Annotated in this window: 21 protein-coding genes; 16 read left to right on the top strand and 5 right to left on the bottom strand. The window is 69.1% G+C overall.

Annotated elements, in window-relative coordinates:
* Positions 1–25: 25 nt before the first annotated feature.
* The 15 genes from G6N51_RS25740 to nuoN all read left to right on the top strand — a co-directional run bounded on the left by G6N51_RS25740 (position 26) and on the right by nuoN (position 16,213).
* Positions 26–439 carry an Rv3143 family two-component system response regulator gene (locus G6N51_RS25740; RefSeq protein WP_083173410.1) on the top strand — a complete coding sequence of 138 codons (414 nt, stop codon included), beginning with the start codon at positions 26–28 and terminating at the stop codon, positions 437–439.
* 272 nt (positions 440–711) lie between these two features.
* Positions 712–1,089: an NADH-quinone oxidoreductase subunit A gene (locus G6N51_RS25735; RefSeq protein WP_083173409.1), complete on the top strand. Its 378-nt coding sequence runs from the start codon at positions 712–714 to the stop codon at positions 1,087–1,089.
* Between the two features lie 7 nt (positions 1,090–1,096).
* Entirely contained in the window at positions 1,097–1,651 is a 555-nt protein-coding gene (locus G6N51_RS25730; RefSeq protein ID WP_083173408.1) for a NuoB/complex I 20 kDa subunit family protein, read from the top strand.
* The gene (locus G6N51_RS25725; RefSeq protein ID WP_083173407.1) at positions 1,648–2,373 is read left to right on the top strand and encodes an NADH-quinone oxidoreductase subunit C; all 726 of its coding nucleotides are present in this window, start codon (positions 1,648–1,650) and stop codon (positions 2,371–2,373) included. Before G6N51_RS25730 ends, G6N51_RS25725 begins: the two co-directional genes overlap by 4 nt.
* Entirely contained in the window at positions 2,373–3,710 is a 1,338-nt protein-coding gene (nuoD, locus tag G6N51_RS25720; RefSeq protein ID WP_083173406.1) for an NADH dehydrogenase (quinone) subunit D, read from the top strand. Before G6N51_RS25725 ends, nuoD begins: the two co-directional genes overlap by 1 nt.
* Entirely contained in the window at positions 3,707–4,465 is a 759-nt protein-coding gene (gene nuoE, locus G6N51_RS25715) for an NADH-quinone oxidoreductase subunit NuoE (protein WP_083173405.1), read from the top strand. Before nuoD ends, nuoE begins: the two co-directional genes overlap by 4 nt.
* Positions 4,462–5,793 carry an NADH-quinone oxidoreductase subunit NuoF gene (nuoF, locus tag G6N51_RS25710; protein ID WP_083173404.1) on the top strand — a complete coding sequence of 444 codons (1,332 nt, stop codon included), beginning with the start codon at positions 4,462–4,464 and terminating at the stop codon, positions 5,791–5,793. Before nuoE ends, nuoF begins: the two co-directional genes overlap by 4 nt.
* On the top strand, positions 5,790–8,204 hold the full coding sequence (locus G6N51_RS25705) for an NADH-quinone oxidoreductase subunit G (protein ID WP_083173403.1): 2,415 nt from the start codon (positions 5,790–5,792) through the stop codon (positions 8,202–8,204). Before nuoF ends, G6N51_RS25705 begins: the two co-directional genes overlap by 4 nt.
* Positions 8,205–8,212: 8 nt before the next feature.
* The gene (gene nuoH / locus G6N51_RS25700; RefSeq protein ID WP_163750961.1) at positions 8,213–9,475 is read left to right on the top strand and encodes an NADH-quinone oxidoreductase subunit NuoH; all 1,263 of its coding nucleotides are present in this window, start codon (positions 8,213–8,215) and stop codon (positions 9,473–9,475) included.
* Positions 9,468–10,013, top strand: coding sequence for an NADH-quinone oxidoreductase subunit NuoI (gene nuoI, locus G6N51_RS25695; protein ID WP_083173401.1), 546 nt, complete (start codon positions 9,468–9,470; stop codon positions 10,011–10,013). The genes nuoH and nuoI overlap by 8 nt, the downstream gene beginning before the upstream one ends.
* 32 nt (positions 10,014–10,045) lie before the next feature.
* A complete protein-coding gene (locus tag G6N51_RS25690; protein WP_142275085.1) occupies positions 10,046–10,834 on the top strand; it encodes an NADH-quinone oxidoreductase subunit J in 789 nt (262 codons plus the stop codon).
* A complete protein-coding gene (gene nuoK, locus G6N51_RS25685; protein ID WP_007168303.1) occupies positions 10,831–11,130 on the top strand; it encodes an NADH-quinone oxidoreductase subunit NuoK in 300 nt (99 codons plus the stop codon). The genes G6N51_RS25690 and nuoK overlap by 4 nt, the downstream gene beginning before the upstream one ends.
* 21 nt (positions 11,131–11,151) lie before the next feature.
* A complete protein-coding gene (gene nuoL, locus G6N51_RS25680; protein ID WP_083173400.1) occupies positions 11,152–13,038 on the top strand; it encodes an NADH-quinone oxidoreductase subunit L in 1,887 nt (628 codons plus the stop codon).
* Between the two features lie 11 nt (positions 13,039–13,049).
* Positions 13,050–14,627, top strand: a complete 1,578-nt coding sequence (locus G6N51_RS25675) for an NADH-quinone oxidoreductase subunit M (RefSeq protein WP_083173399.1) — start codon at positions 13,050–13,052, stop codon at positions 14,625–14,627.
* Positions 14,624–16,213: an NADH-quinone oxidoreductase subunit NuoN gene (gene nuoN / locus G6N51_RS25670; protein ID WP_083173398.1), complete on the top strand. Its 1,590-nt coding sequence runs from the start codon at positions 14,624–14,626 to the stop codon at positions 16,211–16,213. Before G6N51_RS25675 ends, nuoN begins: the two co-directional genes overlap by 4 nt.
* A gap of 2 nt (positions 16,214–16,215) precedes the next feature.
* Here the strand turns inward: nuoN and G6N51_RS25665 are convergent, their stop codons facing one another.
* The 5 genes from G6N51_RS25665 to G6N51_RS25645 form a co-directional block, all read right to left on the bottom strand.
* Positions 16,216–16,608 (bottom strand): hypothetical protein, encoded by a 393-nt coding sequence (locus G6N51_RS25665; RefSeq protein ID WP_232078589.1) that lies wholly within the window; start codon positions 16,606–16,608, stop codon positions 16,216–16,218.
* Positions 16,609–16,672: 64 nt separating this feature from the next.
* Positions 16,673–17,938: a DUF58 domain-containing protein gene (locus tag G6N51_RS25660; protein WP_083173397.1), complete on the bottom strand. Its 1,266-nt coding sequence runs from the start codon at positions 17,936–17,938 to the stop codon at positions 16,673–16,675.
* Between the two features lie 7 nt (positions 17,939–17,945).
* Positions 17,946–18,923: an AAA family ATPase gene (locus tag G6N51_RS25655; protein ID WP_083173396.1), complete on the bottom strand. Its 978-nt coding sequence runs from the start codon at positions 18,921–18,923 to the stop codon at positions 17,946–17,948.
* Positions 18,920–19,402: a hypothetical protein gene (locus G6N51_RS25650; protein WP_083173395.1), complete on the bottom strand. Its 483-nt coding sequence runs from the start codon at positions 19,400–19,402 to the stop codon at positions 18,920–18,922. The genes G6N51_RS25655 and G6N51_RS25650 overlap by 4 nt, the downstream gene beginning before the upstream one ends.
* Positions 19,399–20,343: a DUF4129 domain-containing protein gene (locus G6N51_RS25645; protein ID WP_180134412.1), complete on the bottom strand. Its 945-nt coding sequence runs from the start codon at positions 20,341–20,343 to the stop codon at positions 19,399–19,401. The genes G6N51_RS25650 and G6N51_RS25645 overlap by 4 nt, the downstream gene beginning before the upstream one ends.
* Before the next feature lie 155 nt (positions 20,344–20,498).
* On the opposite strand from G6N51_RS25645, the gene G6N51_RS25640 reads away from it, so the two are divergent.
* Complete coding sequence (locus G6N51_RS25640) at positions 20,499–21,878, top strand: 13E12 repeat family protein (RefSeq protein WP_276055334.1); 1,380 nt, start codon at positions 20,499–20,501, stop codon at positions 21,876–21,878.
* Positions 21,879–21,880 lie beyond the last annotated feature (2 nt).

The following is a 21,880-nucleotide window of genomic DNA, read 5'->3' as shown; positions in this document are numbered from 1 at the left end:
GTGCGACACCAGTAGCATCTGCACCGTGTCGGACTCCAGCCCCGAATCCAGCGTCGCCCTGCGGATCCTGGTCTACAGCGATAACGCCAGAACCCGCGAACAAGTGATCCGGGCGCTGGGCAAGCATCTGCATCCGGACCTGCCCGAGCTGACCTACCTCGAGGTGGCGACCGCCCCGATGGTGGTGCGGCAGATGGACGAGGGCGGCATCGACTTGGCCATCCTGGACGGGGAGGCCACCCCCACCGGCGGCATGGGAATCGCCAAACAACTCAAGGACGAACTCGCGACGTGCCCGCCGATCGTGGTGCTCACCGGACGCCCGGACGACGCCTGGCTGGCGAACTGGTCGCGGGCCGAGGCCGCCGTGCCGCATCCCATCGATCCCATCGTGCTGGGCCGCACGGTGCTCGGACTGCTGCGCACCCCCACTCGCTAGCGCATTAACCTGCGTCGATACCGCGCCCGTCGGCTCGCCGGCGGGCGCCGATGCGGCGTTGGTCCGGCGCGGGCCACCCGCGGCGACGGGCCGCCCGGTTGCGGCGACACAAAAACGAAACGAATACCCCCACCCCGACAAAACGCACCCGCCTTCACGACGCTATGTTGTGGAGGTCACTGTGATTGCCCGCGGCCCGGGTACGTCACAGCAGCCCGGCCCCCCGCCCGGCCGCCGCACCGGCGACCCGTACGAGGAGATCTTGGAGCGAGTTGAACGTCTACATACCCATCCTGGTACTCGGAGCGATAGCCGCGGCCTTCGCCGTCGGATCGGTGGTGATCGCGAGCCTGGCCGGCCCGTCGCGCTACAACAGGTCGAAGATGGCCCCCTACGAGTGCGGCATCGAGCCCACCGCAACGCCGGTGAGTGGCCCGCACGCGACGCCCGGCCAGCGGTTCCCGGTGAAGTATTACCTGACCGCAATGCTGTTTATCGTCTTCGACATCGAAATCGTGTTCTTGTATCCCTGGGCGGTCAGTTATGACGCGCTGGGAACGTTCGCGTTGGTCGAGATGGTGGTGTTCATGCTCACGGTTTTCGTGGCGTACGCCTATGTGTGGCGCCGCGGCGGCCTGACGTGGGATTGAGGTAGACGTGGGTCTCGAAGAACAGCTGCCCGGTGGGATTCTGCTGTCCACGGTCGAGAAGGTGGCCGGCTATGTCCGCAAGAACTCCCTGTGGCCGGCGACGTTCGGGTTGGCCTGCTGCGCCATCGAGATGATGGCAACGGCCGGGCCGAGATTCGACATCGCGCGGTTCGGCATGGAGCGGTTCTCGGCGACTCCGCGACAGGCGGACCTGATGATCGTGGCCGGGCGGGTGAGCCAGAAGATGGCACCGGTGCTGCGCCAGATCTACGACCAGATGGGCGAGCCGAAGTGGGTGCTGGCCATGGGCGTGTGCGCGTCGTCCGGCGGGATGTTCAACAACTACGCGATCGTGCAGGGCGTGGACCACATCGTCCCGGTGGACATCTACCTGCCCGGCTGCCCGCCGCGCCCGGAGATGCTGCTGCACGCAATCCTCAAGCTGCACGAGAAGATTCAACAGATGCCGCTTGGCGTCAACCGCGAAGAAGCGATCGCCGAGGCCGAGCAGGCGGCGCTGTCGGCCCGGCCCACGATCGAGATGCGCGGGCTGCTGCGATGAGCTCGCCGGATCACGACCCTCAGGAAGCGGCGACCGAAGGCGGTGGGCCGCCCCGCGCCGACGGCGAGGTGATCGGCGTGCGCCGCGGCATGTTCGGCATCTCCGATTCCGGCGACACCACCGGCTACGGGCGGCTGGTGCGGCAGATCACCCTCCCGGGCGGCAGCCCGCGGCCCTACGGCGGCTACTTCGACGACGTGGTGGACCGGCTGGCCGAGGCGTTGAGCGGCAGCGGTGCCGAATTCGAAGAAGCGGTCGAGAAAGTCGTGGTGTACCGCGACGAGCTGACGCTGCACGTTCGCCGCGACAAGCTGGTGGCCCTGGCCCAGCGCCTGCGCGACGAACCGGAGCTGCGGTTCGAGATGTGCCTGGGCGTCAGCGGGGTGCACTACCCCAACGAGACGGGCCGCGAACTGCACGCGGTGTACCCGTTGCAGTCGATCACGCACAATCGCCGCGTCCGCCTGGAAGTGGCTGTGCCCGACGAGGATCCGCACATCCCGTCGCTGTACGGGGTCTATCCGACCTGCGACTGGCACGAGCGCGAAACCTACGACTTCTTCGGCATCATCTTCGACGGACACCCGTCGCTGACCCGCATCGAGATGCCCGACGACTGGCATGGCCACCCGCAACGCAAGGACTATCCCCTCGGCGGCATCCCGGTGGAGTACAAGGGAGCCCAGATACCCCCGCCCGACGAGCGGAGAGCGTACAACTGATGAGCACAATCACTGACTCGACCAACGGTGGGGGCGGCGCCGAAAGCCCGGAGACCGTGCTGGTCGCCGGTGGCCAGGACTGGGACCAGATCGTCGACGCCGCCCGCAAGGCGGACCCCGGCGAGCGGATCGTCGTCAACATGGGTCCCCAGCACCCGTCCACGCACGGGGTGCTGCGGCTGATCCTGGAGATCGAAGGGGAAACGGTCACCGAGGTCCGCTGCGGAGTCGGCTACCTGCACACCGGGATCGAGAAGAACCTCGAATACCGGTACTGGACCCAGGGCGTCACCTTCGTGACCCGAATGGATTATCTGGCACCGTTTTTCAACGAGACCGCGTACTGCCTGGGCGTGGAGAAGCTGCTCGGCATCACCGATCAGATCCCGGAGCGGGTCAACGTCATCCGGGTGATGATGATGGAACTCAACCGGATCTCCTCGCATCTGGTCGCACTCGCCACCGGCGGCATGGAACTGGGGGCGATGACCCCGATGTTCGTCGGTTTCCGCGGCCGCGAGATCGTCCTGACCCTGTTCGAGAAGATCTCGGGTTTGCGGATGAACAGCGCCTACATCCGGCCCGGGGGCGTCGCGCAGGACCTGCCGCCGGGCGCGGAGACCGACATCGCCGAAGCCCTCGAGCCGCTGCGCCAGGTGCTGCGCGAAATGGGCGATCTGCTCAACGAGAACGCCATCTGGAAGGCCCGCACCCAGGACATCGGCTACCTCGACCTGACCGGCTGCATGGCGCTGGGCATCACCGGGCCCATCCTGCGCGCCACCGGGTTGCCCCACGATCTGCGCAAGAGCGAGCCGTACTGCGGATACGAAAACTACGAATTCGACGTGATGACCGCTGACACGTGTGATGCTTACGGCCGCTACATGATTCGCGTCAACGAGATGTGGGAGTCGATCAAGATCGTCGAGCAGTGTCTGGACAAGTTGAAGCCGGGCCCGATCATGGTCGAGGACCGCAAGATCGCCTGGCCGGCCGACCTGAAGGTGGGCCCGGACGGCATGGGCAACTCACCGGAGCACATCGCCAAGATCATGGGCGGCTCGATGGAGGCGTTGATCCACCACTTCAAGCTGGTCACCGAGGGCATCAGGGTTCCGGCGGGCCAGGTCTACACCGCGGTGGAATCGCCGCGCGGGGAGCTGGGCGTGCACATGGTGAGTGACGGCGGCACCCGGCCCTACCGGGTGCACTACCGCGACCCGTCGTTCACCAACCTGCAGTCGGTCGCCGCAATGTGCGAGGGCGGGATGGTGGCCGACCTGATCACCGCGGTCGCCAGCATCGACCCGGTGATGGGCGGGGTGGACCGGTGACCGGCCCGCAAGGACAGCCGGTCTTCATCCGGCTCGGACCCCCGCCGGAGGAACCCAACGCGTTCGTCACCGAGGGTGCGCCGCAAACGTATTCACCCGAGGTCCGGGCGCGGCTCGAGGTCGACGCCAAGGAGATCATCGGCCGCTACCCCAACAAGCGCTCCGCGCTGCTGCCGCTGCTGCACCTGGTCCAGGCCGAGGACTCCTACCTGACCCCGGCCGGCTTGGAGTTCTGCGGCGAGCAGCTGGGGCTCACCGGCGCCGAGGTGTCGGCGGTGGCGAGCTTCTACACGATGTACCGCCGCGGGCCCACCGGCGACTACCTCGTCGGCGTCTGCACCAACACGCTGTGCGCGATCATGGGCGGCGACGCCGTATTCGACGCCCTGAAAGAGCATTTGGGCATCGGCAACGACGAGACCACCCCCGACGGGTCGGTCACTCTGCAACACATCGAATGCAACGCCGCCTGCGACTACGCCCCGGTGGTGATGGTCAACTGGGAGTTCTACGACAACCAGACACCGGAGTCGGCGCGCGACCTCGTCGACTCGCTGCGCTCCGGTGAGCCAAAACGTCCCACCCGCGGCGCCCCGCTGTGCGCCTTCCGCGAGACGTCGCGCATCCTCGCCGGCCTGCCCGACCCGCGCGCCGACGAAGGCCAGGGCGGCGCGGGTGAGGCCACCCTGGCGGGTCTGAGGGTCGCCAAGGAACACGGCATGTCCGCGCCCACTCCCCCGGCGGGCCGGTCATGACGAACTCACAGGCGACGCCGCTGACCCCGGTCATCAGCCGGTTCTGGGACGACCCGCAGTCGTGGACTCTGGAGACCTACCGGCGTCACGACGGCTACGAGGCGATGAAGAAGGCGCTGGCCATGGCGCCCGACGACGTGATCGCCACCGTCAAGGACTCCGGGTTGCGGGGCCGCGGCGGGGCCGGCTTCTCGACCGGGACGAAGTGGTCGTTCATCCCGCAGGGCGACACCGGCGCGGCCGCCAAGCCGCATTACCTGGTGGTCAACGCCGACGAGTCGGAACCCGGTACGTGCAAAGACATTCCGCTGATGCTGGCGACGCCGCACGTCCTCGTCGAGGGCGTCATCATCGCCGCTTACGCGATCAGGGCCAGCCACGCGTTCATCTACGTGCGCGGGGAGGTGCTGCCCGTGCTGCGCCGCCTGCAGAACGCGGTGGCCGAGGCCTACGCCGCCGGTTACCTGGGCCGCGACATCAACGGCTCGGGCTTCGACCTGGAGCTGGTGGTGCACGCCGGCGCCGGCGCGTACATCTGCGGTGAGGAGACGGCGCTGCTCGATTCGCTGGAAGGCCGGCGCGGCCAGCCACGGCTGCGGCCGCCGTTCCCCGCGGTGGCGGGGCTCTACGGCTGCCCGACGGTGATCAACAACGTCGAGACCATCGCCAGCGTGCCGTCCATCATCCTCAACGGGGTCGAATGGTTCCGGTCGATGGGCAGCGAGAAATCCCCTGGCTTCACGCTGTATTCGCTGTCGGGGCACGTCGCCAAGCCCGGCCAGTACGAGGCCCCGCTGGGTATCACGCTGCGCGAGTTGCTCGCCTACGCCGGCGGGGTGCGGGCCGGGCACCGGCTCAAGTTCTGGACACCCGGCGGGTCGTCCACCCCCCTGCTCACCGACGAGCACCTCGACGTGCCGCTGGACTACGAGGGTGTGGGCGGGGTGGGCTCGATGCTGGGCACCAAGGCGCTGGAGATCTTCGACGAAACCACCTGCGTGGTGCGCGCCGTGCGCCGCTGGACCTACTTCTACAAGCACGAGTCGTGCGGCAAGTGCACCCCCTGCCGGGAGGGCACCTTCTGGCTGGACCAGATCTACGAGCGGCTGGAAACCGGCAGGGGCACCAGCGAGGACATCGACAAGCTGTTGGACATCTCCGACACCATCTTGGGAAAGTCGTTCTGCGCGTTGGGCGACGGCGCCGCCAGCCCGGTCATGTCGTCGATCGAGTACTTCCGCGACGAATACGTGGCCCACGTCGAAGGCGGTGGATGCCCGTTCGATCCCCGAGACTCCATGCTGATGGCCAACGGAGGTAACGCGTGACGCAGGCGGCCAAGACCGAGACCGGCGACGAGGTGCGTCCGCCGGACATGGTGACGCTGACCATCGACGGCAACGAAATCAGCGTGCCCAAGGGCACATTGGTGATCCGGGCCGCCGAGTTGATGGGCATCCAGATCCCCCGGTTCTGCGACCACCCGCTGCTCGAGCCGGTCGGCGCATGCCGGCAGTGCCTGGTCGAGGTCGAGGGGCAACGCAAACCGATGGCGTCGTGCACCACCGTCGCCACCGACGACATGGTCGTGCGCACGCAGCTCACGTCGGAGGCCGCCGACAAGGCCCAGCACGGCGTGATGGAGCTGCTGCTCATCAACCACCCGCTGGACTGCCCGATGTGCGACAAGGGCGGCGAGTGCCCCCTGCAGAACCAGGCGATGTCCAACGGCCGCACCGATTCTCGCTTCACCGACGTCAAGCGCACCTTCGCCAAGCCGATCAACATCTCCGCCCAGGTGCTGCTGGACCGGGAGCGCTGCATCCTGTGCGCGCGCTGCACGCGGTTCTCCGAGCAGATCGCCGGCGACCCCTTCATCGACATGCAGGAGCGCGGCGCCCTGCAGCAGGTCGGCATCTACGCCAACGAGCCGTTCGACTCGTACTTCTCGGGCAACACCGTGCAGATCTGCCCGGTGGGCGCGCTGACCGGAACGGCCTACCGTTTCCGGGCCCGCCCGTTCGACCTGGTGTCCAGCCCCAGCGTCTGCGAGCACTGCGCGTCCGGCTGCGCCCAGCGCACCGACCACCGCCGCGGCAAGGTGCTGCGGCGGCTGGCCGGCGACGACCCCGAGGTCAACGAGGAGTGGAACTGCGACAAGGGCCGGTGGGCGTTCAGTTATGCGACGCAGCCCGACCTGATCACCACCCCCCTGATCCGCGACGCGGACGGATCGCTGGTGCCCGCGTCGTGGTCGCACGCGATGGCGACGGCGATCGGTGGCCTCGCTGCGGCCCGCGGGCGCACCGGCGTGCTGGTCGGCGGCCGGGCCACCCTGGAAGACGCCTACGCGTACTCCAAGTTCGCCCGAATCGTGTTGGACAGCAACGACATCGACTTTCGCGCCCGTCCGAGCTCGGCCGAGGAGGCCGACTTTCTGGCGGCGCGGGTCGCCGGACGGCGGGACGTCAGCTACGCGGACCTGGAATCGGCGCCGGCGGTGCTGCTGGTCGGCTTCGAGCCGGAGGACGAGTCGCCCATCGTGTTCCTGCGGCTGCGCAAGGCCGCCCGCAAGCACCGGCTACCGGTGTACGCGGTGGCGCCGTTCGCCACCCGGGCGCTGGCGAAGATGTCCGGACGACTGATCAAGACCGTTCCCGGGGCCGAGGCGGCGGCCCTGGACGGGCTGGCCACCGGTGAGGTGGGCGACCTGCTGTCCACCACCGGCTCGGTCATCCTGGTCGGGGAACGCCTGGCCACGGTGCCCGGCGGATTGTCCGCCGCCGCCCGGCTCGCCGACGCCACCGGGGCGCGGCTGGCGTGGGTGCCGCGCCGGGCCGGCGAGCGGGGCGCGCTGGAGGCCGGCGCGCTGCCCGCCCTGCTGCCGGGTGGTCGCCCCCTCGGCGACGAGACCGCCCGCGCGCAGATCGCCGCGGCCTGGCACGTGTCCGAATTGCCTTCCGCCGCCGGGCGTGACGTGGACGGCATGCTGGCCGCCGCTGCCGACGGAACGCTGGGCGCCCTGCTGGTCGGCGGCGTCGAACCCGACGACTTCGCCGACCCGGAAGCGGTGCTGGCGGCGCTGGACGCCGCGGGCTTCGTGGTCAGCCTGGAGCTGCGACACAGCGCCGTGACCGAGCGCGCCGACGTGGTGTTCCCGGTCGCGCCGACGGCGCAGAAGGCCGGGGCCTTCATCAACTGGGAGGGCCGCTACCGCCCGTTCGGCCCGGCGCTGCACGGCACCACCCAGCAGGCCGGCCAGTCCGATCATCAGGTGCTCGACGCGCTGGCCGACGAGATGGGCGTCTACCTCGGGCTCTCGACCGCCGAAGCGGCCCGCGCCGAGCTGTCCGGGCTGGGCACCTGGGACGGCGGCTGGGCCGCCGGCCCGGGCGTCGCGACCCCGGAGCCGACCGAGGTGGGCGCCGGCGAGGCGGTGTTGACCGGCTGGCGGATGCTGCTGGACAACGGCCGCATGCAGGACGGCGAGCCGCACCTGGCCGGGACGGCGCGCCAACCCGTGGCGCGGCTCTCGGCCGACACGGCGGCCGAGATCGGCGCCGCCGACGGCGACGCGGTCACCGTCAGCACGCCGCGCGGCTCCATCAGCCTCCCGCTGGTCGTCACCGACATGCCCGACCGGGTGGTGTGGCTCCCGCTGAACTCGCCGGGCTCGGCCGTGCACCGGCGGCTGGGCGTAACGCTGGGCAGCACAGTGAAAATCGGAGTGGGCTCATGACGAACTCCCTGACCGCCTTCGGTCACGACCCCTGGTGGCTGGTGCTGGGCAAGGCGCTGGCCATCTTCGTGTTCCTCATGCTCAACGTGCTGGTCGCGATCCTGCTCGAACGCAAGATCCTCGGCTGGATGCAGCTTCGGCCCGGCCCCAACCGGGCGGGCCCGTGGGGCGCCCTGCAGAGCCTGGCCGACGGAATCAAGTTGGCGCTCAAGGAAACCATCACCCCGGGCGGCGTCGACAAGTTCGTCTACTTCGCGGCGCCGGTCATCTCCACCATTCCCGCGTTCACCGCCTTCGCCTTCATCCCGTTCGGGCCGGTGGTGTCGGTGTTCGGCCACCGCACACCGCTGCAGCTCACCGACCTCCCGGTCGCGGTGCTGTTCATCCTCGGGTTGTCGGCGATCGGGGTGTACGGCATCGTGCTGGGCGGCTGGGCATCCGGGTCCACCTATCCGCTGCTGGGCGGCGTGCGCTCCACCGCGCAGGTCATCTCCTACGAGGTGGCGATGGGGTTGTCGTTCGCGGCGGTGTTCCTCTTCGCCGGCACCATGTCGACGTCGCAGATCGTCGCGGCGCAGGACCGCGTCTGGTACGTGTTCCTGCTGCTGCCGTCGTTCGTCATCTACCTGATCTCGATGGTCGGCGAAACCAACCGGGCGCCATTCGATCTGCCCGAGGCCGAGGGCGAGCTGGTGGCGGGATTCCACACCGAGTACTCGTCGCTGAAGTTCGCGATGTTCATGCTGGCCGAGTACGTCAACATGATGACGGTGTCGTCCCTGGCCACCGCGTTGTTCTTCGGCGGGTGGCATGCGCCGTGGCCGATCAACATGTGGGCGGGGGCCAACACCGGGTGGTGGCCGGTGCTGTGGTTCACCGCCAAGATGTGGACCTTCCTGTTCATCTACTTCTGGCTGCGGGCCTCATTGCCCCGGCTGCGCTACGACCAGTTCATGGGGCTGGGCTGGAAGCTGCTGATCCCGGCCTCGCTGGTCTGGGTGTTGATCGCGGCGGTGATCCGCACGCTGCAGAACCAGGGGTATGCCCATTGGACCCCGTTGCTGGTGGCCTGCAGCATCGTGTTCGCCACGGCGCTGGTGCTGTTGCTGCGAAAACCGTTCGCCACACCCGGGATTCGCGCGCTGGAGCGCCAGCTCCGCCGGCAGGCCAAACAACTCCCGGCCGGACAGCCGCCCGCACCGGTATTCCCGACACCGCCGCTGCCGATGAAGTCCCTGGCGGCTGCGAGCAAGGAGAAAGCACGTGGCTAAGTTCTTGGACGCCGTGGCCGGATTCGGCGTGACGTTCGGATCGATGTTCAAAAAGCACGTCACCGAGGAGTATCCGGAGAAGCCGGGCCCCGTCGCGCCGCGCTACCACGGCCGCCACCAGCTCAACCGCTACCCGGACGGCCTGGAGAAGTGCATCGGGTGCGAGCTGTGCGCCTGGGCCTGCCCGGCAGACGCGATCTACGTCGAGGGCGCGGACAACACCGAAGAGCTGCGGTACTCACCCGGCGAACGCTACGGCCGGGTCTACCAGATCAACTATCTGCGCTGCATCGGCTGCGGGTTGTGCATCGAGGCGTGCCCCACCCGGGCCCTGACGATGACCAACGACTACGAGATGGCCGACGACAACCGCGCCGACCTGATCTACGAAAAGGACCGGCTGCTCGCGCCGCTGCTGCAAGACATGACCGCGCCGCCGCACCCCCGGGCGCCCGGCGCCACCGACAAGGACTACTACCAGGGCAACGTCACGGCCGACGGCCTGCGCGAGATCCAACAGGCCGGAGACTCCCGGTGACTCCGTCAACGGTCCAACTGCTGGCTTCCAATCTGGCTTCGGATCTGGCTTCCGACACCATCGTCCGCACCTCCACCGGCGAAGCGGTGGCGTTCTGGGTGCTGGGCGCGCTGGCGCTGATCGGCGCGATCGGGGTGGTGCTGGCGGTCAACGCGGTGTACTCGGCGATGTTCCTGGCGATGACGATGATCATCCTCGCGGTGTTCTACATGATCCAGGACGCGCTCTTCCTGGGCGTCGTCCAAGTCGTGGTCTACACCGGCGCGGTGATGATGCTGTTCCTGTTCGTGCTGATGCTGATCGGCGTGGACTCCGCGGAATCCCTGAAGGAGACGCTGCACGGACAGCGCATCGCCGCGGCGCTGGCCGGGGTCGGGTTCGGCGTGCTGCTGATCGCCGCCATCGGCGCCGGCGCGACCCGGGGCTTCGCGGGGCTGACCACCGCCAACGCCAACGGCAACGTGGAAGGGCTTGCGGCGCTGATCTTCTCCCGGTACGTGTGGGCGTTCGAACTCACCAGCGCGCTGCTCATCACCGCGGCCATCGGGGCGATGGTGCTGGCACACCGCGAGCGTTTCGAGCGCCGCAAGACGCAACGGGAGCTTTCCCAGGAGCGATTCCAGCCCGGGGGGCACCCGACCCCGATGCCCAGCCCCGGCGTGTACGCGCGCCACAACGCGGTCGACGTGGCCGCGCTGCTGCCGGACGGGTCGTATTCGGAGCTGTCGGTGTCGCCGATCCTGCGTAGCCGCGGCGCCGACGGCGAGCAGACCCCTTCCCGTCAGGCGAGCCCGAGTTTGTCACAGGGCGGTGCGTCGTGAATCCGGCCAATTACCTGTACCTTTCGGCCCTGCTGTTCACCATCGGGGCCTCGGGCGTGCTGCTGCGGCGCAACGCCATCGTGATGTTCATGTGCGTCGAGCTGATGCTGAACGCCGTCAACCTGGCCTTCGTCACGTTCGCGCGGATGCACGGGCACCTGGACGGACAGATGATCGCGTTCTTCACGATGGTGGTGGCCGCGTGCGAGGTCGTCGTCGGCCTGGCGATCATCATGACCATTTTCCGTGCTCGCAAATCGGCGTCGGTGGACGACGCGAACCTACTCAAAGGCTGACATCGCCAATATGGGGCCAACATGACTCACTACACCTGGCTGCTGGTGGCGCTGCCGCTGGTGGGCGCCGCGATCCTGCTGTTCGGCGGGCGGCGCACCGATCCGTGGGGGCACTGGCTGGGTTGCGCCACCGCGCTCGCGGCGTTCGGCGTGGGCCTGAGCCTGCTGAACGAGCTGCTCGGACGCGGCGCGGAAGACCGCGTCATCCACCAGAGGTTGTTCACCTGGATCCCGGTGGGCCAGCTGCAGGTGGACCTCGGCCTGCAGATCGACCAGCTCTCCGTGTGTTTCGTGCTGCTGATCACCGGGGTCGGGTCCCTCATCCACATCTATTCGGTCGCCTACATGGCCGAAGACCCGGACCGCCGACGGTTTTTCGGCTACCTCAACCTGTTTCTGGCGTCGATGCTGCTCCTGGTGGTCGCCGACAACTACGTGGTGCTCTACGTCGGCTGGGAAGGCGTCGGCCTGGCGTCCTACCTGCTGATCGGGTTCTGGTACCACAAGCCGACGGCGTCGACGGCGGCGAAGAAGGCGTTCGTGATGAACCGCGTCGGGGACGCGGGGCTCGCCCTGGGAATGTTCTTGATGTTCAGCACCTTCGGCACGCTGTCCTACGCAGGGGTGTTCGCCGGTGCGCCCGCCGCGGGCCGTGGCGCGCTGACGGCCATGGGGCTGTTGCTGCTGCTGGGCGCCTGCGCCAAGTCCGCGCAGGTCCCGCTGCAGGCCTGGTTGGGCGACGCGATGGAAGGCCCCACCCCGGTGTCCGCGCTGATCCACGCCGCCACCATGGTGACCGCCGGCGTATACCTCATCGTGCGGTCCAATCCGCTCTACAACCTGGCGCCCGACGCGCAAACCGCCGTGGTCGCCGTCGGCGCCGTCACGCTGCTGCTCGGGGCGTTCATCGGCTGTGCCAAGGACGACATCAAGCGCGCGCTGGCCGCGTCGACGATGAGCCAGATCGGCTACATGGTGCTCGCCGCCGGCCTCGGCCCGGCCGGCTACGCGTTCGCGATCATGCACCTGCTCACCCACGGCTTCTTCAAGGCCGGGCTGTTCCTGGGCTCCGGCGCGGTGATCCACGCGATGCACGAGGAACAGGACATGCGCCGCTACGGCGGCCTGCGCGCCGCGCTGCCGATCACCTTCGCCACCTTCGGCCTCGGATACCTGGCGATCATCGGCGTCCCGCCGTTCGCGGGATTCTTCTCCAAGGACGCCATCGTCGAGGCCGCCCTGGGCGCGGGGGGCATCCGCGGCTACGTGCTGGGCGGGGCCGCGCTGCTGGGCGCGGGCGTCACCGCGTTCTACATGACGCGCGTGATGCTGATGACCTTCTTCGGTCAAAAGCGTTGGGCGCCGGGCTCCCATCCCCACGAGGCGCCCGGGCTGATGACGTGGCCGATGATCCTGCTCGCCTTCGGCTCGGTGTTCTCCGGCGGCCTGCTGGCATGGCGGGGCACCCTGCAGAGCTGGCTCGAGCCGGTCGTCGGGAAGCACGAGGAAATGACCCACGCGTTCCCGGCGTGGGTGAGCACCGCCCTGGCGCTGGGCGTCGTCGCCATCGGGATCGCGGTGGCCTACCGGTTGTACGCCACCGCGGAAATCCCCAGCGTGGCGCCGCTTTCGGTGTCGCCGGTGACGACCGCCGCCCGCAGGGACTTCTACGGGGACGCCTTCAACGAGGAGGTGTTCATGCGTCCCGGTGCCGAACTGACCCAAGCGCTTGTCGACGTGGACAACGCGGGGGTGGACGGCTCGGTCAACGCGCTGGCCGCGCTGGTGGGCCGGACCTCGAATCGCCTGCGGGGGCTGCAAACCGGCTTCGCCCGCAACTACGCATTGTCGATGTTGACGGGCGCGGTCCTGGTGGTCGCGCTGATCCTGGCGGTGAAACTGTGGTGAACGCGGGTGCTATGAATACGGTTCCCTGGCTGAGCGTCCTGTGGCTGGTGCCGCTGGCCGGCTCGGTGCTCGTCATCCTGCTGCCGCCCGGGCTGCGCCGGGTCGCCAAGTGGACCGGCCTGGTCTTCGGCGTCGTGACACTGGCGGTCGCGATCGTCGTCACCCTCGGCTTCAAGACCGGTGGCAGCACTTACCAGTTCGTCGAAAGCCGTTCCTGGATACCGGCTTTCGGCGCCACCTACTCCCTGGGCGTGGACGGCATCGCGGTGGTGCTGGTGCTGCTGACCGCGGTACTGATCCCGGTGCTGCAGGTGGCCGGCTGGAACGACGGAGGCGAAGGCAACCCGCGCGGCGTGCACGCGTACATCGCCCTGACGCTGGCGATCGAGTCGATGGTGCTGATCTCCGTCGTGGCGCTGGACGTCTTGCTGTTCTACGTGTTCTTCGAGGCCATGCTGATCCCGATGTACTTCCTGATCGGGGGCTTCGGCGGTGGCGCGGGCAGGTCGCGCGCGGCGGTGAAGTTCTTGCTGTACAACCTGTTCGGCGGGCTGATCATGCTGGCCGCGGTGATCGGGCTGTACGTGGTGACCGCCCAGCACGGTTCGGGCACCTTCGACTTCCGCGAGATCGTGGCCGGCGTCGCCTCCGGCCGCTACGGCGCCGACTCCGCGGTGTTCAAGGCGCTGTTCCTGGGCTTCATGTTCGCGTTCGCCATCAAGGCGCCGCTGTGGCCGTTCCACCGTTGGCTGCCCGACGCCGCGGTGGAGGCCACCCCGGCCACCGCGGTGCTGATGATGGCGGTGATGGACAAGGTGGGCACCTTCGGCATGCTGCGCTACTGCCTGCAGCTGTTCCCCGGCGCCTCAACGTATTTCCGCCCGCTGATCGTGGTGCTGGCCGTCATCGGTGTCATCTACGGCGCGATCGTGGCCATCGGGCAGACCGACATCATGCGCCTGATCGCCTACACCTCCATTTCGCACTTCGGTTTCATCATCCTGGGCATCTTCGTGATGACCAGCCAGGGACAGAGCGGGTCGACGCTGTACATGCTCAACCACGGCCTGTCCACGGCCGCGGTGTTCCTGATCGCGGGATTCCTGATATCGCGGCACGGCAGCCGGGCGATCGCCGACTACGGCGGGGTGCAGAAGGTGGCGCCCATCCTGGCGGGGACCTTCCTGGTCTCGGCCATGGCCACCCTGTCGCTGCCCGGCCTGGCGCCGTTCATCAGCGAATTCCTGGTCCTGCTGGGCACTTTCAACAGGTACTGGCTGGCCGCCGCGTTCGGGGTCACCGCACTGGTGCTGTCGGCCATCTACATGCTGTGGCTCTACCAGCGGGTGATGACCGGGCCGGTGGCCACCGGCAACGAGAAGATCGGCGACCTGCGGGCCCGCGAATTGCTGGTCGTCGCACCGTTGATCGCGCTGTTGCTCGTTCTCGGCGTCTACCCGAAGCCGGTGCTCGACATCATCAACCCCGCCGTCGAGAACACCATGACGACCATCGGTCAGCACGATCCCGCGCCGAGCGTGCCGGCAGTCAACCGCGTACCCCGGACAGCCCAAGGACCGCGCCAATGACCCTCCCCACCCCCAGCATCGAGTACTTTCTGCTCTGCCCGACGCTCATCGTTTTCGGCGTCGCCGTGGTGGGCGTCCTCGCGGAGGCGTTCCTGCCCAGGCGGGCCCGCTACGGCGCCCAGGTGACGATCGCCCTCGCCGGCCTCATCGCGGCATTCGTCGCGGTGATCGCGGTGAGCCGGTCGCTTCCGGCCTCCGGCCGCGCGACGGTGCTGGGCGCGATGGCCATCGACCGGCCGACGCTGTACCTGCAGGGCACCGTGCTGCTGGTCGCGGTGCTGGCCGTCATCTTCATGGCCGAACGCACGCAGACCAAGGCGGAGAGCAAGGTCGCCGCCGGGGTGGCGGCGGCCGGGTCCGCCGGCCTGGATTCCTTCACGCCGCAGGCGTCGGCGGTTCCCGGCAGCGACGCCGAGCGCGACGCCGAGCGGGCCGGGGCCGCGCAGACGGAGCTGTTCCCCCTGGCGATGCTGTCGGTCGGCGGCATGATGGTCTTCCCCGCCTCCAACGACCTGTTGACGATGTTCGTTGCGCTCGAGGTTCTTTCGCTGCCGCTGTATCTGATGTGCGGCCTGGCCCGGCACCGCCGACTGCTGTCGCAGGAAGCGGCGATGAAGTACTTCCTGCTGGGCGCGTTCTCGTCGGCGTTCTTCCTCTACGGCGTGGCGCTGCTGTACGGCGCGACCGGCACGCTGCTGCTGACCGGCATCCGCGACGCGCTGGCGGCGCACGGAGACACCTCGATGGCGCTGGTGGGCGTCGCGCTGCTGTCGGTCGGCCTGCTGTTCAAAGTGGGTGCGGTTCCGTTCCATTCGTGGATTCCGGACGTCTACCAGGGTGCGCCCACCCCCATCACCGGATTCATGGCGGCGGCCACCAAGGTCGCGGCCTTCGGCGCGCTGCTGCGGGTGGTCTACGTCGCGCTGCCGCCCCTGCACGACCAATGGCGGCCGGTCCTGTGGACGATCTCGATTCTCACCATGGCGGTGGGCACCATCACCGCGGTCAACCAGACCGACGTCAAGCGCATGCTGGCCTACTCGTCGGTCGCCCACGTCGGGTTCATCCTCACCGGCGTCATCGCCGACAACCAGGCGGGCCTGTCGTCCACGCTGTTCTATCTGCTGGCCTACAGCTTCAGCACCGTGGGCGCGTTCGCCATCGTGGGCCTGATCCGCGATGCCGACGGCGTCGAAGACGCCACGCTGGCGCACTGGGCGGGGCTCGGGCAGCGCTCACCCATTGTGGGCGTGATGTTTTCGATGTTCCTGCTGGCGTTCGCCGGCATCCCGCTGACCAGTGGTTTCGTCAGCAAGCTCGCCGTGTTCAAGGCCGCCGCCCAGGGCGGTGCGGCGCCCCTGGTGATCGTCGGTGTGGTCGCCAGTGGGATCGCCGCATACTTCTACGTGCGGGTGATCGTGTCGATGTTCTTCACCGAGGCCACCGACGACACCCCCCACGTGGTCGCGCCTGGCATTCTGAGCAAGGCCGCGATCGCGGTGTGCGCCGCGATCACCGTGGTGCTGGGCATCTTCCCGCAGCCGCTGCTCGACCTGGCGGACCACGCCGCCCAGCTGCTGCACTGAGCTCAGCCCAGAAACGGGCGCACGGCCAGCACGTAAACGGCCAGCGCCGCCAGCGGCGCGGCCAACGGCAACCACGGCAGCTGCAGCGGGAACGACGCCGCGACCCACCCCGCGAACGTAAAGCCCACGGCGCCAACGGCTGTCGGAACGCTGCCCATCACCACACCGGCCGGCGCGCCGACCGCGTGACGGCAGACCAGGTATGCGGCGGCGCACAGCCCGGACAGCGCGACGAAAACCAGCGGCGGGTCGGACAGCACGATCGTGATCACCGACAGCAACACGGCAAGCGTTGCCGCAGACCGGATTACCGTTCCCCCGACCACCGCGATCAGCGCCGCCACCCACGCGGCCACCGCGAGTCCGTGCGAGCCATCGGCGGCCAACCCCACCATCAGCAGGCCGAATGCCACCGACGACGCCGTCGCCCACAGCCTCGGCACTCCCGCGGCGTCGCCACTAGCCACGAAGCCGGCCCCGCACCCGCCGCCGGCGATCCGGCAGCACACCCATGGACTGCTCCAATCCGCTGTCGCCCTGCCACGAAACGATGTCGACACCGACGGTCGCCATGTCGCGATACATGGCGGAACGCTGCAGCGACCACATCCGGTCCACCAGGGGATCCTGCTGATCCTCGAACGGCGAGCGGTCGAGGACGTCGACGGCGATGACGACGTGACCGCGCCGGCGCAGATCGATCAACGCGAGCGCGAACTCGGTGTCGAGCAGCGTGGAGAAGGCGATGACGATCGCGCCCGCGGGCATGGCCGCCCGCGGCGCCAACGTTCCCGTCGTGCTTTCGAATCGATCGCCGGCGCCGAGCACCGTGTCGAGCACCCGATAGAACTGGCGCTGCCCGATGTCGGCGCCCAGCCAGCGCGGGTGGTTGCCGCCCAGGGCGACGATCCCGGCGCGGTCCCCGTGCCGCAGCGCGGTCTGCACGACTTGAGCCGCGCCGCGGACGACCCGCTCGGTGGCCACGGTCGCCGGGCCCGCGGGCTGCCGGTATGTGTCGATCAGCACCACCACGTCGGCGGCGCGATCGGTGAGGCGCTGGGTGACGTGCAACTGGCGGCGGCGGGCGCTCACCGGCCAGTTCACCGACCTCAGTTGGTCTCCCGGCACATAGGTGCGAATGTCGGCGTATTCGACGCCCGGGCCGATATGCCGGGTGAGGTGGGCGCCCAGGCGGTCGAGCAGTTCGGTCTGCGGGATGGGCGTCGGCTGCGGCGGCGTCAGGGGAAACACGATGACCTCGGCGGCGTCCACCGTGGCCGTCCCCGACAGCAGCCCACCGCGCGCGACCGTGTCGACCCGGGCCCGGATCAGGTACCGGCCCCACCGTTGCGCGGTGGCGGCGACCGCCTTGGCGTGGCGGGAATCCCCGTCCAGCGTTTCGAGCTGCATCCCCTCGACGGGCGGGACCGTGACCTCGACGGCCGAAAATCCCGCCGCCTCACCCTCTTCCGTCGCCCAGATGCGCAGCCGCGAGCGGTCGTTCTCGAAGCACCGCTGCGAAGCGGGATCGCCGTGTATGCGGATTTTCGGCACGGGCCGTTGCCAGCTGATCGAGCACAGCACGCCGAGCAGCGGCGCCGCGAAGGCGATCAACTGCCACCGCGCACCGATGACCGCGGCCGCCAGCGCCAACCCCGCGCAGGTCGCGACGGCGCGCGTCAAGTGGGATGCGCGCCAACGGAATTCGACCTCACGCCCAGTCACGCCGCACTCATCCGCCGCCCCCGTGCCCCTCGCCGGTTCGGGGCACCGGTAGGCGGCGCAGCAGCTCCCCGACGACGTCGGCGCCCTGGATCTTGCGCACCCACATCTCGGGTCGCAGGGTGATCCGGTGCGCGACCGCCGGGACGGCGAGCGCCTTGACGTCCTCGGGGATCACATAGTCGCGGCCCAGCAGCAGCGCACGGGCGCGGGCGAGTTGAACCAGGTCGAGTTCGGCGCGCGGGCTGGCTCCCACGGCGACCTGCGGATGGTGCCGCGTGGCGTTGGCCAGCGACACCACGTAGTGCAAAACGTCCTCGTGCACGGTGACCTGCTCGACGGATTCGCGCATCGCGAGCAGGTCGTGCGCATCCACGACTTGGTTGACGGTCGGCTCGACCGAGCCGCGGTCGAGGCGGCGGCGCAGCATCGCGGTCTCGTCGCGCTCCGAGAGGTACCGCAGCTCCAAGCGGATCGCGAACCGGTCGAGCTGGGCCTCCGGCAACGGGTAGGTGCCCTCGTACTCGATCGGGTTGTCGGTCGCCAGGACGATGAAAGGCTGTGGCAACTGGTGTGTTTCGCCGTCGATGCTCACCTGGCCCTCGGCCATCGCCTCGAGCAGCGCCGCCTGGGTCTTGGGCGGCGTGCGGTTGATCTCGTCGGCGAGCAGCAGGTTGGTGAAGATGGGTCCGGGCCGGAAGGCGAAACGACTCGATTGCATGTCGTAGATCGTCGAGCCGAGCAGGTCCGCGGGCAGCAGGTCCGGGGTGAACTGCACGCGGGTGAACTGCAGCCCCAGCGCGGCGGCGAACGACCTGGCGATGAGCGTCTTGCCCAGGCCGGGCAGGTCCTCGATCAGGACGTGGCCGCGCGCGAGCACCGCGATGAGGATGAGGGTGAGCGCGGAGCGCTTGCCCACCACCACGCGTTCGATCTCGTCGAGCACCGCCTCGCAGCGCGCTGTGGTTGTTGCCGCCGGCAGCGTCATACCTGTTCCAACTTTCGCAGGATCTCTTCCAGCGCGGCACGGCCGGGACCGGGCCGCCGGTCACCGGTGCGCGCGACATTGTTCGGATTAACCCATTCCCACAGATCGGTCCCGAAGAGCATCTGACCGCTCGCCTGATATGCCACGGGGTCTTTGGATCGTCGCTGGCCCGTCGCCATCTCGTATCGGCGCGCAAGCATCGGGCGCAGGTGACGGTCCCAGTCGACCCGGGTGGATTCCGACCACCGGATCGTCGTCGCGGTGGTGGACAGCCAGCGCCGCAACGAATCACCGAGGTCGTCGGGATCCGTGTCGGTCTCGGGTTGCGGGCCACGCCCGAGCACCCGGCGGACGGTGAACAGCACGAGACCGAGGGCACCTCCCGAGGCGGCCAACACGAGCCGGCGATCGTGCTGCAGCAGCGCGAGCAGCTCGATCCCGGCGATCAGGCAGATGCCAAGGGCCAGCGTTTTTCTCATGCTGCGCTCCGTGAGCCCAGTTCGTCGAGGACCAACTGCAGAACGCGCACCGCCAGGTCGCGGTGGCCCTCGTTCATCACGTGCGGGCTGAACCGCGCCTCGGCGAACAGATCCACCAATTGCACGGCGTTCTCGGCGTGCAGCGCATGGCGTTCGACCGCCCGCGCCAGCACCTCGGTCGGGGTGTCGAAGTCCTGCGGGACGGCGCCGGGCACGTTGGCGAGCTCGCGCTCCATGGCCGCGTAGCAGGCGATGATCGCCTCGCGGGGTTCCCGGCTGAGGTCGGTCATCTCGGCCAGCCCCCGTTCGGCCGCCCGCGCCAATGATTCCGAACGCGTTGGTGCGACGGCGGTTTCGGCGGGATCGGCGGCGACGGTAGCCGTCGCCCCGCGCCCCCGGCGCCGCGATATGACCAGCGTCCCGGTGACGATGATCAACATCATCGGAACGGTGGCGGCGAGCAGGATGCCGAGCATGTCCCCGCTCTGCCGATGGGGCCGCTGCGGCGCCGGGGCGTTCACATCCTGCGGCGATGCGGCGCCGGTCGCCGGCGGGGGCGGCGCCTGACCGACACCGTGGGTCGACAACAGATGCGACACCACCAACACGAGCAGCAGCCACGCCACGATCACCGCCGACCCGATCAGCACCACCCGCCAGCTCGGCCGGCCCTTCCCGTTGCCGAGCATCTCGGACAGCTGGCCGGCGTGCGGCGCCGCCGCGCGCGGGTCGCGCAGCCGGGCGACCACGGCGACCGCCACCAGCGCCAGAGTGACGCCCAGGGCCGCCACCACGATGATCAGCGCCGCCCGGCCGCTGCCCTGCTCGCCGTATGCCGCGTGGTGGGGGGCCGGCAGGTAACCACGCAGGGCGGCGGAGACGACGAGCAGCAGCGCGATCAGGGCGACGACCCGCCCCGTCGGCTTGTCCATACCGGGCATTGGCATACCACTCGACCGGTTGTTGCGGCACTGGCTTGCCTCATCCTGGCACGTCAGGCCGCGCGTTATCCACAGTTGGCGGTTCATCCACAAACCGTGTTCTCGACGGCCCGCTTCGCACACTTGTTCGATAACGTGGCGGCGTGGGTTTCCGGATGAGCGCCGAACAGGCACGAGAGCGGATGGGCGCCGCTCTCGACGCGATCGACGCCGCCCACGACGTGCTGCGGGAGACCTCGTCGGACGTGGTCGGCAACGACTTCAGGGTCGGGGTCGCCGAACGGCTGGAATTCCAGGACCGCACCAACCGGGGGCTGATGTACCGGTTCTTCGCGGAAATCGCCGACCCGCCCGACGGAAGCGGCTACGTGCCGTCGGTCCGCGACAAGCTGTGGGCGCGGCTGCGCATCACGCCCAACGAGATCACCCGCCGCTTCCGGCTCGCGGCGCGGATCCGGCCGCGGCGCTCGCTGACCGGGCCGCCCGTGCCACCGGAGCTACCGGCACTGGCGGCCGCGGTCGCCGACGGCGCGGTCGGCGAGGACCACATCCGGGCGGTGTGCGCGGCGGTGGATGTGCTGCCCTCCTGCGTAGCGCCCTCGGATGCGGCGGACGCGGAGCTCGCCCTGGTGCGGCACGCGACCAAGCTCGACGCCGGCGTCGTCGCCAAGCTGGGCCGGCGGATCGCCGACCACCTCAATCCCGACGGCCTGTTCGACGACGCCGACCGGGCCCGACGCCGGCGGCTGCACCTGGGCCCGCAGGGGCCCGACGGCATGTCGCCGCTGTCCGGACTGCTCGACCCCGAGGCCCGCGCCTACTTCGAAGCCGTCGCAGCGGCCGTGCGGCCGGGCCGGCATCAACCCGGTGGGCAGGACGAAGATCCCGAAGCGCGCGATCGGCGCACACCGGCCCAACGCTGCCATGACGCGTTCAAGCTCGGCCTCGAAGCCGCCGTCGCCTCCGGGCGGCTCGGGGCCCACCGCGGCCATCCCGTCACCGTGGTCGTCACCACCACGTTGGGCGAGCTCGACCGGGCCGCACACGCGGTCGTCGACCCGTCGGTGCCCATGCCGGCGCCCGCCACGACCGGCGGCGGTTCCAGGCTGCCGATGCCGGATCTGATTCGCATGGCGGCCAGGGGAATTCATTACTTGGCGGTGTTCGACGACCATACCGGCCGGCCACTGTATCTGGGCCGGCAGAAACGCATCGCCACCGCCGACCAGAGACTCATCTGCTATGCCCGCGACCGCGGTTGCACCCGGCCCAACTGCCTCGAGCCGGGTTATCACTGCGAGGTTCACCATTGCCCGGACTGGGCGGCCGGTGGCCGAACCGACGCGGACAAACTGTTTTTCGCGTGCGGATGTGACCACGCCGCGGCCAGCCGTGGTGAATGGCGCACGGAGGTCGACGGCGACGGGCGGCTCGGCTGGACGGATGGCAGCGGGCCAGCCGAGACCAATCACGCTCACCACCCCGACGAACTGCTGCGCGGCGATCCCGACCCGCCAGATACGGACGAGGGCTGACC

It is taken from the genome of Mycobacterium paraseoulense (assembly GCF_010731655.1).
GTDB classification, from domain to species: Bacteria; Actinomycetota; Actinomycetes; order Mycobacteriales; family Mycobacteriaceae; genus Mycobacterium; species Mycobacterium paraseoulense.
Note: the sequence above shows the minus strand (reverse complement) of the source record. Positions and strands in the feature narration are given on the sequence as shown.

What these genes read in the sequence shown, in the direction of transcription:
- G6N51_RS25725 (WP_083173407.1), top strand. Translation starts at nt 1,648, where the DNA reads ATGAGCTCGCCGGATCACGACCCTCAGGAAGCGGCGACCGAAGGCGGT.
- nuoD (WP_083173406.1), top strand. Translation starts at nt 2,373, where the DNA reads ATGAGCACAATCACTGACTCGACCAACGGTGGGGGCGGCGCCGAAAGC.
- nuoF (WP_083173404.1), top strand. Translation starts at nt 4,462, where the DNA reads ATGACGAACTCACAGGCGACGCCGCTGACCCCGGTCATCAGCCGGTTC.
- nuoL (WP_083173400.1), top strand. Translation starts at nt 11,152, where the DNA reads ATGACTCACTACACCTGGCTGCTGGTGGCGCTGCCGCTGGTGGGCGCC.
- G6N51_RS25675 (WP_083173399.1), top strand. Translation starts at nt 13,050, where the DNA reads ATGAATACGGTTCCCTGGCTGAGCGTCCTGTGGCTGGTGCCGCTGGCC.
- nuoN (WP_083173398.1), top strand. Translation starts at nt 14,624, where the DNA reads ATGACCCTCCCCACCCCCAGCATCGAGTACTTTCTGCTCTGCCCGACG.
- G6N51_RS25665 (WP_232078589.1), bottom strand. Translation starts at nt 16,608, where the DNA reads ATGGTGGGGTTGGCCGCCGATGGCTCGCACGGACTCGCGGTGGCCGCG.
- G6N51_RS25655 (WP_083173396.1), bottom strand. Translation starts at nt 18,923, where the DNA reads ATGACGCTGCCGGCGGCAACAACCACAGCGCGCTGCGAGGCGGTGCTC.
- G6N51_RS25650 (WP_083173395.1), bottom strand. Translation starts at nt 19,402, where the DNA reads ATGAGAAAAACGCTGGCCCTTGGCATCTGCCTGATCGCCGGGATCGAG.
- G6N51_RS25645 (WP_180134412.1), bottom strand. Translation starts at nt 20,343, where the DNA reads ATGCCCGGTATGGACAAGCCGACGGGGCGGGTCGTCGCCCTGATCGCG.
- G6N51_RS25640 (WP_276055334.1), top strand. Translation starts at nt 20,499, where the DNA reads ATGAGCGCCGAACAGGCACGAGAGCGGATGGGCGCCGCTCTCGACGCG.